Origin of the sequence: Paenibacillus sp. FSL H8-0048 (assembly GCF_038002825.1) — a bacterium.
Taxonomy (GTDB): domain Bacteria; phylum Bacillota; class Bacilli; order Paenibacillales; family Paenibacillaceae; genus Paenibacillus_AQ.
On record NZ_JBBODF010000001.1, the window covers coordinates 3,947,884 to 3,963,721 of the forward strand.

At 54.2% G+C, this 15,838-nt stretch carries 14 protein-coding genes and 1 pseudogene; 3 read left to right on the forward strand and 12 right to left on the reverse strand.

Annotation, left to right across the window (positions count from 1 at the left end; translation table 11 throughout):
* Positions 1 to 56: 56 nt before the first annotated feature.
* Complete coding sequence (glgD, locus tag NSU18_RS16680; RefSeq protein WP_341014792.1) at positions 57 to 1,160, reverse strand: glucose-1-phosphate adenylyltransferase subunit GlgD; 1,104 nt, start codon at positions 1,158 to 1,160, stop codon at positions 57 to 59.
* A gap of 24 nt (positions 1,161 to 1,184) precedes the next feature.
* Positions 1,185 to 2,348, reverse strand: coding sequence for a glucose-1-phosphate adenylyltransferase (locus tag NSU18_RS16685; RefSeq protein ID WP_341014793.1), 1,164 nt, complete (start codon positions 2,346 to 2,348; stop codon positions 1,185 to 1,187).
* 423 nt (positions 2,349 to 2,771) lie between these two features.
* On the opposite strand from NSU18_RS16685, the gene NSU18_RS16690 reads away from it, so the two are divergent.
* The 3 genes from NSU18_RS16690 to NSU18_RS16700 all read left to right on the forward strand — a co-directional run bounded on the left by NSU18_RS16690 (position 2,772) and on the right by NSU18_RS16700 (position 5,595).
* Positions 2,772 to 3,458 (forward strand): response regulator transcription factor, encoded by a 687-nt coding sequence (locus NSU18_RS16690; protein ID WP_341149586.1) that lies wholly within the window; start codon positions 2,772 to 2,774, stop codon positions 3,456 to 3,458.
* Complete coding sequence (locus tag NSU18_RS16695) at positions 3,455 to 4,924, forward strand: sensor histidine kinase (RefSeq protein WP_341149587.1); 1,470 nt, start codon at positions 3,455 to 3,457, stop codon at positions 4,922 to 4,924. Before NSU18_RS16690 ends, NSU18_RS16695 begins: the two co-directional genes overlap by 4 nt.
* A gap of 104 nt (positions 4,925 to 5,028) precedes the next feature.
* Positions 5,029 to 5,595 (forward strand): FAD-dependent oxidoreductase, encoded by a 567-nt coding sequence (locus tag NSU18_RS16700; RefSeq protein WP_341014796.1) that lies wholly within the window; start codon positions 5,029 to 5,031, stop codon positions 5,593 to 5,595.
* 192 nt (positions 5,596 to 5,787) lie between these two features.
* Here NSU18_RS16700 and NSU18_RS16705 read toward each other — a convergent pair whose 3' ends face one another.
* From NSU18_RS16705 to NSU18_RS16750, 10 genes and pseudogenes are all read right to left on the reverse strand, one after another.
* Positions 5,788 to 6,771 carry a glycosyltransferase family 2 protein gene (locus tag NSU18_RS16705; RefSeq protein WP_341149588.1) on the reverse strand — a complete coding sequence of 328 codons (984 nt, stop codon included), beginning with the start codon at positions 6,769 to 6,771 and terminating at the stop codon, positions 5,788 to 5,790.
* A gap of 84 nt (positions 6,772 to 6,855) precedes the next feature.
* A complete protein-coding gene (locus tag NSU18_RS16710; RefSeq protein WP_341149589.1) occupies positions 6,856 to 9,072 on the reverse strand; it encodes a glycosyltransferase family 39 protein in 2,217 nt (738 codons plus the stop codon).
* A 174-nt stretch (positions 9,073 to 9,246) separates the two neighbouring features.
* Positions 9,247 to 9,792: a DUF1697 domain-containing protein gene (locus NSU18_RS16715; RefSeq protein ID WP_341014802.1), complete on the reverse strand. Its 546-nt coding sequence runs from the start codon at positions 9,790 to 9,792 to the stop codon at positions 9,247 to 9,249.
* Between the two features lie 41 nt (positions 9,793 to 9,833).
* Positions 9,834 to 10,634 (reverse strand): phosphotransferase family protein, encoded by an 801-nt coding sequence (locus NSU18_RS16720; RefSeq protein ID WP_341149590.1) that lies wholly within the window; start codon positions 10,632 to 10,634, stop codon positions 9,834 to 9,836.
* A gap of 15 nt (positions 10,635 to 10,649) precedes the next feature.
* Positions 10,650 to 10,946: pseudogene (locus tag NSU18_RS16725) on the reverse strand (antibiotic biosynthesis monooxygenase family protein).
* Between the two features lie 14 nt (positions 10,947 to 10,960).
* A complete protein-coding gene (locus NSU18_RS16730) occupies positions 10,961 to 11,560 on the reverse strand; it encodes a hypothetical protein (protein WP_341149591.1) in 600 nt (199 codons plus the stop codon).
* 142 nt (positions 11,561 to 11,702) lie between these two features.
* Positions 11,703 to 12,827: a GerAB/ArcD/ProY family transporter gene (locus NSU18_RS16735; protein WP_341149592.1), complete on the reverse strand. Its 1,125-nt coding sequence runs from the start codon at positions 12,825 to 12,827 to the stop codon at positions 11,703 to 11,705.
* 27 nt (positions 12,828 to 12,854) lie between these two features.
* The gene (locus NSU18_RS16740) at positions 12,855 to 13,058 is read right to left on the reverse strand and encodes a hypothetical protein (RefSeq protein WP_341149593.1); all 204 of its coding nucleotides are present in this window, start codon (positions 13,056 to 13,058) and stop codon (positions 12,855 to 12,857) included.
* 3 nt (positions 13,059 to 13,061) lie between these two features.
* Positions 13,062 to 14,300, reverse strand: coding sequence for a Ger(x)C family spore germination protein (locus NSU18_RS16745; protein ID WP_341149594.1), 1,239 nt, complete (start codon positions 14,298 to 14,300; stop codon positions 13,062 to 13,064).
* Positions 14,216 to 15,763, reverse strand: coding sequence for a spore germination protein (locus tag NSU18_RS16750; protein ID WP_341149595.1), 1,548 nt, complete (start codon positions 15,761 to 15,763; stop codon positions 14,216 to 14,218). Before NSU18_RS16750 ends, NSU18_RS16745 begins: the two co-directional genes overlap by 85 nt.
* Positions 15,764 to 15,838: the final 75 nt, after the last annotated feature.

The window sequence follows — 15,838 nt, forward strand, 5'->3', positions numbered from 1 at the left end:
TACAACACTGGATCAGAAGAAATGCCCCTAGCGGCACATTTCCTCTGATCCAGATATTATATCTTGCTGCTCTTGGCTATGACAAATGGACGCCTGCTGTCTCCAACGAGAATCCGGTCTTTGCTGAGATGCACATCTTTGTCCATGATCACATTCTCAATCACGGCATTCTCTTCGATGACGCATTTCTGCATAATCACAGAATTAATAATTCTGGCACCCTTACGAATCTGTACACCCCGGAAAATAACGCTGTTCTCCACCGTCCCGGCGATGACACAGCCGTTGGCTACCAGCGAGTTGCTGACCGACGAGCTGTCCAGATAACGGGTAGGCGCCTCGTATTTAATCTTGGTCTGCACCGGATTCTCTTTGAACAGGCCGAAGTAATTCTCCTGCTTCAGCAGCTCCAGGCTGTTCTTATAGTAGCTCTCCAGCGAATTGATCACGGCATGGTAACCCTTATATTCATAGGCGGAGATTTTGAATTTGTGGCGGTTCTTCTGAATGGCATCGCGGAAGAAATAGCTCTCGCCATGAGCGATGCAATGCTCCACCTGCTCCAGGAACAGCTTCTTCTCCATAATGAAGATGTCCAGATACACATTCGGGTGATGCTTCTCATGGTGAATATTCGTCACAATGTTATCGTCATTAAGCTCGACCCGCAGGCACGGGTCATGCTCCGGCTGAAGCTCGTCAATCTGCTTGTAGACCATCGTTACATCCGCACCCTGCTCCAGGTGATACTGATAGAGGTCCTGCAGATCCACCGTGTTAATATGCTGGCTGCCGGAGAAGACGATGTATTTGGCCGAAGCCCTTTTGAAGAAATCCAGATTGTTATGATAATGCTGAAGATCACCCAGAGAGGTATCTGTAGGGTCATTCCAGTCCGGAGGCAGGATGAACAATCCGCCATGCTTGCGGTTCATATCCCACGATTTGCCGTCGCCGAGATGATCCATCAGTGAACGGTACTTGCGGCGGACGAACAGCCCAACGCTCTCCAGCTCCGCACGCATCATATTGGACAAGACGAAATCGATCAGCCGGTAACGGCTGGCAAATGGGACCGCTGCCCCGCAGCGGAAATAGGTCAATTCATTTAGATTATCCAATTCATGATCAAGATTAATTACGCCCATAAGCTCTTTCATCGTTAATCCCCCGCCCTCTTGTGGTTATATGGTTTTGGCTGCTACAGATTTGAGCTTCTTGCTTCGTTTGTCGATCAGCAGAATTTCGTTCTCATTCTCCCGGTCGGCGCCGATTTCCATATTATCCTCAATGACCGTGTTCTCACTGATGATCGCCTTGTGAATTCTCACGTTCTTGCCGATCTTCACCTTGGGCATAATGACAGAATCGGTAATGACACTGCCTTCGCCCACCTCTACCCCGTAGAAGAGAACGGAGTGCTTCACCTCGCCATGCACGATGCAGCCCTCATTAATAATGCAGCTCGACACCTTGGCTCCCGGCGCCACATATTGTGCAGGCTGATTCGGATTGCGGGTGAAGATTCTCCAGCCGGTATCATTCAGGTTCAGCGGAGGCGTATCGCTCAGAAGATCCATATTCGCTTCCCACAGGCTGTCAACCGTACCTACATCCCTCCAGTAGCCTTCGAATGGATAAGCGTAAAGGGACTGGCCTTCATCCAGCATCATCGGGATGATATCCTTGCCGAAGTCATGTGAGGAGCCGGCGTTCTCTCCGTCCTCCAGCAGATGCTTGCGCAGAACATCCCATTTGAAAATATATACACCCATCGAAGCAAGTGTGCTCTTAGGCTTGGCAGGCTTCTCTTCGAACTCATAGATCTTCAGATCATCTTCTGTATTCAGTATGCCGAAGCGGCTTGCTTCCTCCAGCGAAACGTCAATGACCGAGATGGTGCAGTCCGCGTTCTTGGATTTGTGATATTGCAGCATGGCATGATAATCCATCTTGTAAATATGGTCTCCCGACAGGATCAGCACATGCTCCGGGTCGAACTGGTCCACGAACTTCAGATTGCGGTAAATGGCATCTGCCGTTCCCCGGTACCAGCTGCTTCCGTTCTCCCGTTCATGCGGAGGCAAGACGAATACGCCGCCATCCTTACGGTTCAAATCCCAGTCGCTGCCGACTCCGATATACGAATGCAGCACCAGCGGTTCATATTGTGTCAGCACACCCACGGTATCAATGCCTGAATTCGAGCAGTTACTCAGGGGGAAGTCGATAATCCGGTACGTTCCTCCGAAATAAACAGCCGGTTTGGCAATTGATTTAGTCAATCCTTTCAATCTTTTCCCTTGGCCTCCCGCCAATAGCATGGCTACCATCTCTTTTTTCTTCATGGAAGAGCCTCCTTGACTTATGGGTAATGGAACATGTAATAAATTAGGTTGAATGAGTGATGCTGTGAAGTGTAATGAAATGATGTAGCCCTAAAGAAATGCCTAGACAGGATGAATACGGGTTATTCGGGGAGGATAACAGCTGAACGGATATATTGTATCCTTATATTCTATTAGTGTTCTATACCCGCCGTCAAAAACCCTTTATTACCTGAACTAAACTGTTTAAATTTATAACTATATTTCATATTCATGGCGCGATAAATCACTATAATTAGATTAACCATTATGATTAACCGCAAACAGCCGGGATGAATCGAATCCGTGGCTCCAAAGGCCTATTTTCAGCAAACGTTCAACCGGGGAATTCATACTATGGACATACTACACTAACTACACTTACTTAAAATGGAGGAAATGCTAATGAAAGCGCCACAAGGTGTCCGGCTACTCCTGGTGGATGATGAGCCTCATATCCTTCAGTTTCTGGAGCTGGGCCTAATGAATGAAGGCTTCGAGGTACAAACCGCCGCAGATGGCGCTGAAGCCGTGTTAGCGGCAGCCGACTTCAAGCCGCATGTTGTTATCCTTGATGTGATGATGCCCGGCATGGACGGCTTTGAGGTCTGCAGGTGCCTCCGTTCCGAGGAAGCGGAGGTGGCGATCATCATGCTGACTGCCAAGGATGAGGTAGACGACCGCGTGGCGGGCCTGTCTCTGGGCGCAGATGATTACATGGTGAAGCCGTTCAGCTTCGAGGAGCTGCTGGCCCGGATTCAGGCCCGGCTGCGCAACCAGTTCCCCGGTCTGCTCGGCGAGGTCCGGTGCGGCCCCTTCCGGATTGACGGCCGCCGTAAGGAAATCCGCCATAAGGAGGAGGTGCTGGAGCTGTCTCCGACCGAATATGAGCTGCTGCAGTATCTGGTGATCAACCACGGACTGGTCCTGAGCAAGCCGATGATTCTCGACAAGGTGTGGGGCTATGACTTCGGCGGAGAAGAGAATATCGTGGAGGTCTATATCCGCTCTCTCCGGGAGAAGCTCGGTGACAAGGAGCACCGGATTATCCGCACCCTGCGCGGGGCGGGATACCGGGTGGATCTGGTATGACTGCCCGGCCCCGGAGATTCACGGGCAGATTCCATGCTCCGCGTTCCCTGCGCAAGCAGCTGCTCGCCGCCTCGCTGCTCATTCTCTCAGGATTGCTTATACTGATCGGTGTACTCCAGTATGTACTCATGCGGAATTTCATATACAGCAACCGGGCAGAGGCGATGGAGACCCAGATACGTTCTGTGCCATTTGAAATCTTCAATAATTCAGGTAACAGACGGCCCGGGGGAGACCGGCGTCCCCTCCTGCTCGACGCCCATACTACCCTCGCTATCTACAATCAGGACGGCGGCTTCGTGGATTTGAAGGAAGAGACTCTGTCCGCTTCGCCTGCACCAAGAATGAGTAATGAGGCCTATGACCAACTGTTGAAGCTCCCCCAGAACAAGAAAGGCGGGAGTTACCAGCTGATTACCGCCGGGGATGGCAAGGAGCAGCTGGCGGTCTTCATGAATCTGGGCAGGCCGGGTGCTGCCCGGATGCTCCTGCAGATGACGGTGGAGACCGGACCGCTGAAGGATGTCATCCTGCAGCAGCTGCTTATCTTCGGCGCATTGTCGGTGACGGCTCTGCTGGCCGGGCTGCTGCTGTATTTACCTGCGCTGCGCAAAACGCTGGTCCCCTTATCCAACATGGGGCATTCGGCCCAGATTATCGATGCCGGCAACCTGAATGTGCGGTTCCCTGAGGAGCAGGGCCAGCTTGAGATCGACCAGCTCGCCCAGTCCTTCAACGGCATGCTGGAGCGGCTGGAGATTTCGTTCAAGAATGAGCGGGAGGCGAAAGAGCAGATGCGCCGGTTCGCCGCCGATGCTTCCCATGAGCTGCGGACGCCGCTGACGTCCATCTACGGCTTCCTGGAGGTGCTGCTGCGCGGAGCTGCCGATAACCGGCAACAGCTCTACAGCGCGCTGAACAGCATGCACGGTGAAGCCAAGCGGATCAACAAGCTGGTGGAGGACCTGCTTCTGCTCGCCCGGATGGACGGCGCGCCCCGGCTGCGGGTCAAGCAGGTACTGCTGGCTGAGCTGATCGATGACATGCAGGCGCAGCTCCGGGTGCTGGCCGGAGAGCGTCAGGTTGTCTTCGACCTGGCCTACGGCATCCGGTGCCTGGTTGATCCGGACCAGATCAGACAGGTTCTCCTTAATCTATTCCACAATGCGGTTCAGCATACCGATGCGCTCAAGGGCATCATCCATATATCGCTGCACGCTGAGGGAGAACTGGCAGAGCTGACTGTGAAGGATAACGGCTCCGGCATCTCTGCGGAGCATCTGCCGCATGTCTTCGACCGCTTCTACCGCAGCGATTCCTCCCGTACGCGCAAATACGGCGGCTCCGGGCTTGGATTATCGATTACGAGGTCCATTGCCGAAGCGCATCAGGGGGAAGTGACGGTATCCAGCACTCCGGGTGAGGGCGCTGCCTTCAAGGTCTCTCTCCCATGCCTGCGGGATTAGCCAATGAGCTGTTAATAGCGATATAATAGTAGGCAGGTGTGAAGCGAGTTTTGCGAAGTGATTCAATGAAGTGTATGCTATCAAAACTTTTAGGAGGGTATCTCATGTACGAAATCGCCATTATCGGTGCCGGTCCTGCCGGTGCAAGCGCCGCCCTGTTCGCTGCCAAGGCCGGCAAAAAAACACTGCTGATTGACAATGACAAAGGTATGACCCGCAGAGGCTGGTATGAGAATTATTACGGAATTAGCGAGATCGGCGGACCTGAGCTGGTAGAAACCGGCCATAAGCAGGCCGTGAAGTTCGGGGCCGAGCTGGTTGCCGGACAGGCGACGTCGCTTGAAGCCAGCAGTGAGGGCTTCGTCATCGGGACGGAGAGCGGGGCTGCTTATGAAGCTAAGCATGTCGTGCTGGCGACAGGTGTTCTGACGGATCTGGCTGCCGCAGCCGGGGTAACGACCAAGGAGGGGACGGAGCCAAGAATCAAGACGGTGATTGCCGCCACACCGGAAGGCAGAACCAATATCGACGGGATCTGGGCTGCCGGAACCGTTGCCGGGATGAGTGTTCACGCGATTATCACTGCCGGGGACGGAGCCAAGGTGGCCGTCAACATTATCAGTGAGCTGAACGGCGCACGTTATGTCGATCATGATTTGCTGAAGGCTTAGGTTGCGGCTGCTCACCAAGAGGCTGTCCCAATGGTCATTACATGACTATTTGGGACAGCCTTTTACTTGAGTAAGACATGCTTTTCTATTTGAGTAAACTCTGCGGCTGAAGTGCGTATACTAACTCCAATTGCATTTTCTACAATAGATTTCACTTTAATTCGCCCTAAAGCATTCAGTTGTATTAAATAGTTACTTGTTGAGACTGGCGACTCTCTGCTCCTGCGCGCTCTGCTGCGGCCTGCCGCTGTAGAGCTCCTGAACGATGTAGAGGGGGCGGCCCTTCGATTCATCATAGATCCGTCCGACATACTCACCCAGAATACCCAGCATGAGCAGCACGAACCCGTTGAAGGTCAAGGTGATTCCAATCATCGATGCCCAGCCCTTCACGGCCGCATCCGTAAAGAGCGCGAGATACAGTACATACATCAGGTACAGAAAACCGGATACGGACAGCAGCGCTCCAAGAACACCCGCCAGCTTCAGCGGCTTATAAGAGAAGGAGGTAATGCCGTCCAGCGACAGCTTCAGCATCCTTCTGAACGGATATTTGGTCTCTCCGGCCAGACGCTCCTCCCGCTCGTATTCTATCGCCTTCTGGCGGAATCCAACCCAGCTGACGAGACCGCGGACGAAGCGGTTCTTCTCCGGCAGACGCTTCAGCTCGTCGCAGACCCTGCGGTCCATCAGGCGGAAATCGCCGGTGTCCACCGGAATGGAGATATCTGTCGAATAACGCAGCACCCGGTAAAATAAGCTGGCCGTCAATTTTTTGAACAGGGACTCTCCGTTTCGCTTGATCCGCTTGGCATACACGACCTGGTAGCCCTGCTTCCACTCCGCAATCATCTCCGGAATCAGCTCGGGCGGGTCCTGGAGATCCGCGTCAATGATCACAACCGCATCGCCCAGCGCATAATCCATCCCTGCGGTAATAGCAACCTGATGCCCGAAATTGCGGGACAGATCGATCAGCTTTACACTTTCATCCCAATAGCTGTACTCCTCGATCATCTGTGCGCAGTTGTCGGTGCTGCCGTCATTGACGAAGATCAGCTCGTAGGGCTCGCCTGTTGTGCCCATTACTTTTTTGATGCGCCGGTAAGTCTCCTGAATAACAGCCTCTTCATTGAACATCGGTATAATAATGGAATAGCGCACTTGAACACTCATGGGCAGCTCCTCCTCAAAAGTAGTAAGGAAGCGCGCCGGCACACGGCCGGATACACGCGCTTCCCGATCTCCTGCCTCCGCAGGTTAGTTCAGGGTTATCTCATAAAGGGTTCCGGCATTGCCGCTGTTCTGCGTTCCCTGCCAGTCTGCGGCCGGAACCTCTGTGCCGTTCTTGGTGATCCATTCCGTAATCTCCGAACTGCCGCCTCTCATCCCGCCCATGCCTCCGCCGCTAACCAGGAAGTACTTCACTTGCCCGCTCTCTACAAGCTCCTTCAGGGTGTCCGGGGTGTAAGGTGTATCTGACGCATTGAAGCCGTTCAGGATAACAACATGCTCCCCTTCGTCGATGATATACGGGCCTGCTGTTCCATAATCCATCGCTGCGAACAGATATTTCTCGCCGGTATTATGCTCCTTGAGATAGCCCAGCAGAGACTCATTAATACCAGCGGCGTTATTTCTTCCCCCCATGCCGCCCATGTTGGGCATATTTGACATGCCCGGCATATTGGCTATGTCGGGCATGTTGCCCATTGCGCCCCTCCCGAAGGAGCTGCCGCTATCCGGTCCCGCTGCCGGCGTCATGCTGTTATTGCCATAGACAATCGGTGTGAATGCCCAGTAGAGCGGGCCAATCAGCAGCACCAGGAACCCTGTTACCGCAGCAGCATGTAACCAGGAATGCTTACCCCGTACCGCCTTCAGCAGCCGCAGAATGATTAGCACTACTGTCATTGCAATACCTGCTGCCAGTATGCCCGCGGACCACCCGCTGCCGATGGTATCGTCATACGGACGGATAATGTACACCTCAAGCGCCGTTGTAGCCAGCACAGCTGCGGGCAGCAACCAGGACAGCCAGGTCTTCCGCTCCTTATAGTAGCTCCAGAGCTGAGACCAGCCTGCACCTGCCAGCGCCGCCACCGGCGGAGCCATCATAATCAGATAGTACTGGTGGAAGAAGCCGGCGATGCTGAAGAATCCCATGACCGGAACCAGCCAGGCCAGCCAGAACAAGGCCTCCTTATGCTGCCCGGTAAAATTCCTGCGCCGCAGGCTGGCCAAGATCCCGATGCTGCCGAAGAGTACAAACGGCAGCAGCCAGCTCGCCTGGCCGGACAGCTCCTGCTGGAACAGCCGCAGCGGACCGGCAGTGCCTGTGTTGAACATGCCGCCACCGCCCATCCCGCCGCGTCCGTTCGGGCTTCCGAACCCGCCTGAGCCGCCGTTCTCTCCTTCTCCGCGCCGTCCGCCGTCCTGACCACCCGGCACCATTCCGCCACCGCGTCCATCTTGGCCTGAAGCAGTCCCGCCGCTGTCACGGCTCTGATTGTCCCCGGCGGCGGAATCACGGCCGTTCATCATCCCTTGCCCGTCAGCGCCCCCTTGTCCGCCAGCTCCATCCATGGGCGGGAATTGGCCGCTTTCGTCCGGCATTTCCCCGTTCATTTCTGGCATGGCGCCACCGCCAAAGCCACCGAAGCCGCCCCCACCGCCGCCAGTACTTCGGTCGCCGGTCAACCGGGATACCCCGTTATAGCCAAAAGCCAGGTTAAGCACAGAGTTGGTGCCGCTGCTGCCGATGTATGGTCGCTTATCCGCCGGAATGGAGTCCACAATGACCGCCCAGGACAGAGACACTGCCAGCAGTACAGCGGTGCAAGCGGCAAGGGTGCCGGCTTTCTTTTTCCAGTTCACCTTGGCTGCAAGAAGATAGAATAGATAGAAGGCCGGAAGAACCATATAAGCCTGCAGCATCTTCTCATTGAAGGCGACACCGATGAGCCCGAAGGCTGCCAGCAGGCTGCCAAGCCGGTGGGTTCGGGTGCCTCGGAAGAGAAACCATGCCGCCAGCAGCAGTGTGAATACCAGCAGCGCATCAATATTGTTCGTCCGGCTTACCGCCGCTGCTACCGGAGTAGCGGCCATAACGAGCGCTGCAAGCCGTGCCGCCGCCCGTCCGAAGGTTGGCTTCATCAGCAGGTAGACTAATAGTACCGAGCCCATGCCGCCCAGCACCTGCGGCAGAATGACACTCCAGCCATGCAGGCCGAAGACAAGCGCGCTTAAGGTCTGTATCCAGAAGGTTACCGGCGGCTTATCGACCGTTACAGAACCTGCTGAATCCAGGGAAGCGAAGAAGAAGTTATGAAAGCTCTGCAGCATGCTGCCTACTGCGGTTGTATAGTACGTATTGGCATATTGGTCATTCCAGATTCCGTATCCGTACAGGACGGCTGCCAGCAGCATAATCATTAGCAGGACAACATCGGTACCCGGCCTCTTCAGTAATTTCATCGTTTGATCCACTCCGATTCGTTCATTTCTTAGGTGTATTATGGCATCCGTACCTTAACCCGTAATGAATGCCCGCTGAATGTTTGCTGAACGTGCCGGAAGCAAGGGACAGCATGACAAATACCCCACCAGGAGATTATCCCAGCGGGGTATTTGGTAGAGCTACTATTTCCTTTACGGCTTACGGGCCAGCGCTGCTACCTTGTTCAGGGTGTTCCAGTTGCGCGCGGTAAGCGCCGTTCCCAGCAGCTTGTCGAACGGCACCTTGAACAGCGGCGACTCGCTTACACTCACTTCATAGAGGGCATATAGCTCCCTACCGATCACCCGCAGCTTATCGGCTCCATTCTCATAGGGGCGGAGCTTCTCCAGCGCTTCAGCGGCTGGCTCCGCTGCCAGAAACGAGACGTACAGGCGCTTGTAGGCTTCCGGTTCACTCTGCGGGAACGGATTGCCGGCAATCACCGCCTCCAGTTCCTCCAGAGACCGGATCATCACCGGAACCTCAAAGCCGAAGGTCTCCTGAATCTTCCCGCTAATCATCTCCGCCAGCCCGCCGCCGGTTAATGCTTCACTCTCAAATATAACATTGCCGCTCTGGATGTAGGTGCGTACATTCCTGAATGGAAGCGTCCCTAGGGTGGCCTTCAGATCCTGCATTTTGATCACTTTGTTGCCGCCGACATTGATGCCGCGCAACCATGCAATGTATGTATTCATCTGTGTTCCGCCTTCCCAAGTACAATCTGTTACCCGCAGGTCTATGCTCTCAGGCGTCTGCGGATCTCACGGACCAGCAGCTCCTTCTCGGGAACCGGAAGGCCTTCTACCAGCCGTGCCGCCGCTACCGGCAGTATCCACGCTTCGATCTCCGCAAGCGTCAAGCCTGACAGCTTCAGATACCTGCCGACATATTGGGCGGTCAGCCGTTTTCTGGCGAAACCCAGGAACCCCTTAGCGAACACGGAAGCCTGCGGAGGCATGGCCCCGATACTGAACATGATTACTGACCGTGCCACATCTGCCGCAGGATTGCCGCGGACGCCGGTCATCCAGTCAATGACCCATAGCTTATCGTCCATCAGGATATTATCCGGGTGGAAATCGCCATGGCATAGCTTGTCCCCGTCCGGCAGCCGGGCAAGCCGGGACAGAATCTGTGTTTTCTCGTCTGTCTCAAGCATGGGTGCGGCGATAATATGCTGCTCCAGGCGCTTCTTCTGCGCCCCGGCTTCGCCCATGCCACCCAGCTGATGGAGGCTGTAATGCAGGCCGGCCATCTGTTTGAAGCCGCTGAAGTTCAGCCATGGCTTCCGGTTCATCTGCTGCAGCAGGGTAGGACCGGCGATCTGCTGATATACAATTCCCTGTCTACCCTCTACAACTACCCGCTCATGGGGCTGCGGAGTAGCAACACCTTGTTCATAGACCCATTTACTGATGCGGTATTCCAAGTCCACGTGCCCTTCCGGAACATCCTCGCGGTACAGCTTAAGAATTGTCTCTTCCCCGTACTCCAGCACTTCAGCCGTTCTGCCTTGACCGATTACCTTCCCCTGCATATCGTACCCTCTCCACTAATCCAGACTAACCTTCGTATAATGCTCTACTATAGGAAAAGGGCTGTAATAATGATGCAGCAGCGCCTTCCACTCCTGATACTGGGGCGATTCCCTGAAGCCTACGGTATGATCCTCCAGGCTGCGCCATCTGACGATCAGCAGATACTTGTGGTCATCTTCCATGCAGTGTTGAAGCTCATGGCCCAAATACCCGTCAATCGAAGCAATCAGCGGGGAAGCCTCCCTGAAGTCTGCTCGAAGGAATCAGTCTGAACCCGGCTTTACCTGCAGCATTGCCGCTTCTGTAATCATGCTCCCATCTCCTTTTATAGTGAATCCCGGAAAAACTCATGATAGAAATTAATAATAACCAGCAGCACAGCCAGCGATTCGTTGACGCTATCCACTTCCAGCGCATGATTGGCATCGTCAATTCTGTAGACCCTTACCTGCTTCATGCTGCTAAGCTCAGCAGGATGCTGCCCGGTGAACATCGGGTCACTTCCGCCGTAAATTACACTGCCTTGGCTCTGCCTGATGAACGGAAGGCTCTCGGGAACAGGCGTAAGAAACAGATGCGAGACCTTCTCGCCCATTCCAGGCTCCGACGCCGCCTTAACGGCAATAATCGTGCCCATACTCTTACTGATGAACAGGAACTGCTCGTAGTCGGGAAGCGAAGCAAGCGCAATCTTGCATTCCTCGGCAACAATATCAATCTCTTCGCGCTTAAAGGCTACTCTGGCAGCCTGATATCCGTATTCGAGCAGCAGCAGGTCACAGCCGTATTCCCGAGCCAGCTTGCCTGCATAATCCAGCAGCGGCCGCTCGGCGGAATAATTCTGTCCCGGAAACACCACGGCCAGCACCTTGGAGCCTTGCGTAATAAGCTTATGTCTGACCTCTCTGCCCCAATGTGAGGACATTACAATGCTTGATACGCTCATCTATAATCCACGCCTTTCTTACCTGTTCTATGAGATTCTCTCTTGCCTCTCATTATAGCTAACTTCAGCACAGGTTGAAAACCGGACAGCCCCGCAGGGCGGGTCTGAAGATGGCGCCACTCTATGAACCATCCGGCTGCTGCTCTGGAAGAGCCTTGTGAATGCTGCTCCTTTTGCGGACAACAAGCTCAGCTGTAAGCCACAGCAGCACAGGAATCACCACTTCGAACGGAAGGGCATATACCTTGTAGATGTGATACGCGAACTCTTCCATTTCCATAATATTGGAATAGATGAAGTCCGACAGATAGATCATGATCAGTCCCATCTGCAGCACTACAGACCGGTAGCTCCCAAGCTTGAATACCTTCGCTACCCCGTTACAGGTTACATACAGACACAGACTGACCTTGACGAAGAGCGCGGTAACAAACACAATGGCCGCCGAGCCCTCGATCCTCGTAACGAAATCGCCGATATTTATCCGGCTGACCGCCACATAAGACGGGAAGTACAGACCGGACAGAATATCAGGACCCAGCATCAGCAGATTGCGCAGTGTAATCATAATAATGATCCCCCCGGCAATCAGTGTGCTGCTGACCAGCACCCGCTTGGCAGAGCCCTTGGCCGGAATGGCGCTGAACGCGCCCAGGAAGACTACAATCTCGGCAAAAGGGAAGGTGAACGAGCCAGCTGTATCTGCAAGAATAAGGCCAAATCTGGTATGGAGCAGCGGCTTCAGATGATGGTACTCAAACTTGGGTACAGAGAGCAGTTGTAGGACCACAATTACAATCAGCGAGAAGAGCAGCAGGAATTTGGCGCTTCTTCCAAGCACCTCAATCCCGGCATGGACCACCCAGATACAGAGCAGGCCAATCATAAGCATGGGTGCGAGCATCGGAGTTGCAGTTAAAGCCACGGTCTTGCTGAACTCCCCGAAATTACGCAGCACCAGCGCTCCCAGATGTAAAGCATACCAGATATACAGACAACAGAGCATCCGTCCCAGGACGGAGCCGAACACTGCAATCAACATATCATACAGATCCTTGCCCGGAAACAGGACATGGAGTCTCGCATAGATCATCATAAGCGGAAGGGCCAGCATAATCGCCAGCAGTTGGGCAATCCAGCTGCTGTTGCCGGATTGTGACGAGGTGCCCAGGAACAGGGAAGCGCCGGTGATAAATAATACAGCGATGCTGATCGACTGGCCAGCCGGGATAATCTCTTTGCTCACACTCTCCTCCTCCTTCAGTGTCACGCGCTAATATAACCTTTTGATCCAATCCACAAACAGCGGGGACGGACTGGGTATCTCCCAGTTCATCGAGAGTGCGAAGGCCAGCGCGAAGGAGATCAGGTACAGGGCAGAGCAGACCAGGAAATCCCGTTTCATTCCCTTCTTCCGCAGCCCATATGGATCAATGACAGCGATCAAGGCATAGATCAACACCACGTAAATAACCATAGCTTAATCCCCCAGCCGGATGGCCCGCGATGTCTTGGCACTGCTCTGTATCGTCACCTTGGACTTGACGTTCACTTCAAGACCGGCAAAGACCTCTGGCCAGTGATCCTTCACCTCCGCCCAGAGCTTGGGCTGGTTCTCGTACAGGCTCTCGCCAAAGCCAAAAATATCAGCGTCATATTGCTGCTGCATCTTATGAACTAACGTAAGAATATCTGCCTGCAGCTCCTCAGCCGCCCTTTGCTCAATATCATGAATCGTCTCATTTTCTAAGAATCCGTCCGTGGTCATCACCTCATCCAGCCCTGTCTTGGTTTCCGTTCGAATCTCCATCCGAAGCCTGCCATCTACCATTTGGTGCTTCAGCTTGGTCTGATTGGAGACAATCTCCAGGGAATACGCCGGGTTCCCCCGCTTATCATCCACAACCAGCACCCCTCCCTGCAGTACATTTTTGATCATAAGCATCGTCTTCGTCTCATCGCCGCTCAGTTTGCCCACCATCCGGTCCTTCAAGAATAAGGCGGTGCCTGCCACCCTCTCGCTCCTCTCACCATTTTTCCGGTGAATATGAATGATTGGGGCCGTTGCATTAATCCCCGAAGTCTCCAGCTTGTCAATGAAATCCCAGATCTCCACAGCCGGAGCGATGTTCGTATACTTCTCGTCACGCATCATCTGGGCCAATTCAAAAGACAGGATCGCTTCCGTGGTACTGTTCAGATTGAGCACCTCGCGGGCCGTCTTCTCTCCTGACACGAAGATGAACACATCTGAACGGGTCTCCGTGTCCCGGCTGTACCAGTCAATGACTTTCACCAGCCCCTCTCTGGCGGCTTCCTCACTGATGATTATGGCCTTGGCATGACTCCAGAACAGCTTCTTGCCGGTCATAGAGATCATATTGCGGACGATTTCAAACATCGTATTCCCGCTGAGGCTGACCATTTTATAGCCCGCCTGAGCCTTGTCGGCTGCCCCGCCAGTATCTACGATCTCTGCTGTAAGCAGCAGCTTCCCATCCTCATCCTTATCAATGGCCACCCCGGCTACAATCGCCATATCATCCACCTCGGCATAATTCCAGCAGCCGGTGAGTCCCAGGCTCAGCAGCAGCAGTAGCGAGATCAGAGAGGCGCCCCCTCTTCGCAGAGACCTCATGACCGCTTCGCCGGTCTTTTCGGCGGCTTCCGTCTCCGGTTGCGCATTCCAATCATCGCCGGCCGCAGATTCATATCCCACCAGGGGGCACGGATCGTTGTATCCTTAATATCCTGCGGGCGGATCGAGCCGACTCCCAGCATGTAAGAGACCCCGAAGGAGCGCAGACTCATCAGATGAATGACCAGACCGAGCAGACCGAAGAAATATCCGTAGAGACCGAGGAAAAAGGTGGCGCCCAGCAGCGCCAGTCTGGCGATGATCAGCGGGCCGGTCAGCCTTGGATTCAGCAGAGTCGTTATCCCTGTCAAGCCCACCACGATGACCATCGGCGCACTGACAATCCGTGCATCCACAGCAGCCTGGCCCAGCACCAGCGCTCCGACAATGCTTACCGCCTGCCCAATCGAAGTCGGTATCCGCGCCCCCGCTTCCCGCAGCACCTCGAAGATGGTCAACATAAGCAGGGCTTCAACTATGGTTGGAAACGGCACCGATTGCCTCGCAGTCGCAATGCTTAGCAGCAGCAGAGTGGGGACCATCTCCTGGGCATAGGTCACGAGGGCAATATACCCGGCCGGGATACTGATCGACATGAAGGCGCCCATCACTCGAAGCACACGGTTAAACGATGCAAAATAATAATTGATATAATAATCCTCGCTGGCCTGGAAGTTCTCTACGAATACATAAGGGACAGTCAGCGCAAAAGGAGTGCCTTCGATAAGAACCGCAACCCGGCCCTCCAGGATTTTGCTTACCAGTGTGTCCGGCCGCTCGGTATTTCCGACAGTTTCAAACGGAGAGTACGGCTCGTCACGGATCAGCTCGGACAAATAACCCGTATCCAGAATCAGATCAAGCTCCACCTTCTCCAGCCTGTCATACAGCTCCTTAATAATGGCAGGAGAGGTCAGGCTCTCCATATAGCAGATACAGGTCTGTGTCCTGCTGCGTGTTCCGATTTGCGTGAATTCAAATTTCAGATCCGGGTCCTGCACTCTGCGGCGGATCAGGGTCAGATTGACAAGCAGCGATTCGGTGAACCCCTCACGGGGGCCGCGCACTGCTTTTTCTGTAGTAGGCTCTTCTATCGCTCTGGAATCCCATCCCTGAACATTGATAACCAGCCCTCCGGCATAGCCATCAAGGAGCAGCACCGCCTTCCCGCTGACGACCGCTCCGATCAATCCCTCCAGCTCCCCGGTGGCCGTGACATCAGGCGTATCAATAACGGTCATCCGGATTCTTTCCATCAGAACTTTGGGGTCCCGGTACTCTTCTTCTGCGGGCTGGTAAGCAAGTACCGGCTTGATGATCCCTGTTTGAATCAGATTCCGGTCTACCATTCCATCGACATAGATTAATCCGCAGCGGACGGGAGCTCCCTGGCTATTCTCTATGATCCTTACTCTCAGTGTCCCGTCGTTATTGAAAATCTTCCGCAGCCGTTCCACCGTCTCCTCCAGCAAAGGGCTTAGCGGAGGATGCGCGGACAGGGTACCGGCAGCTTCACTGTTCAGTGCAGAATGCTTGTTCTTCACCGCTCTCACTCCTGTCAGAGATCTATTGCTCTGATTATCCCCCGTCTCTCTAACTCCTATTCGCCAGAATTTGCT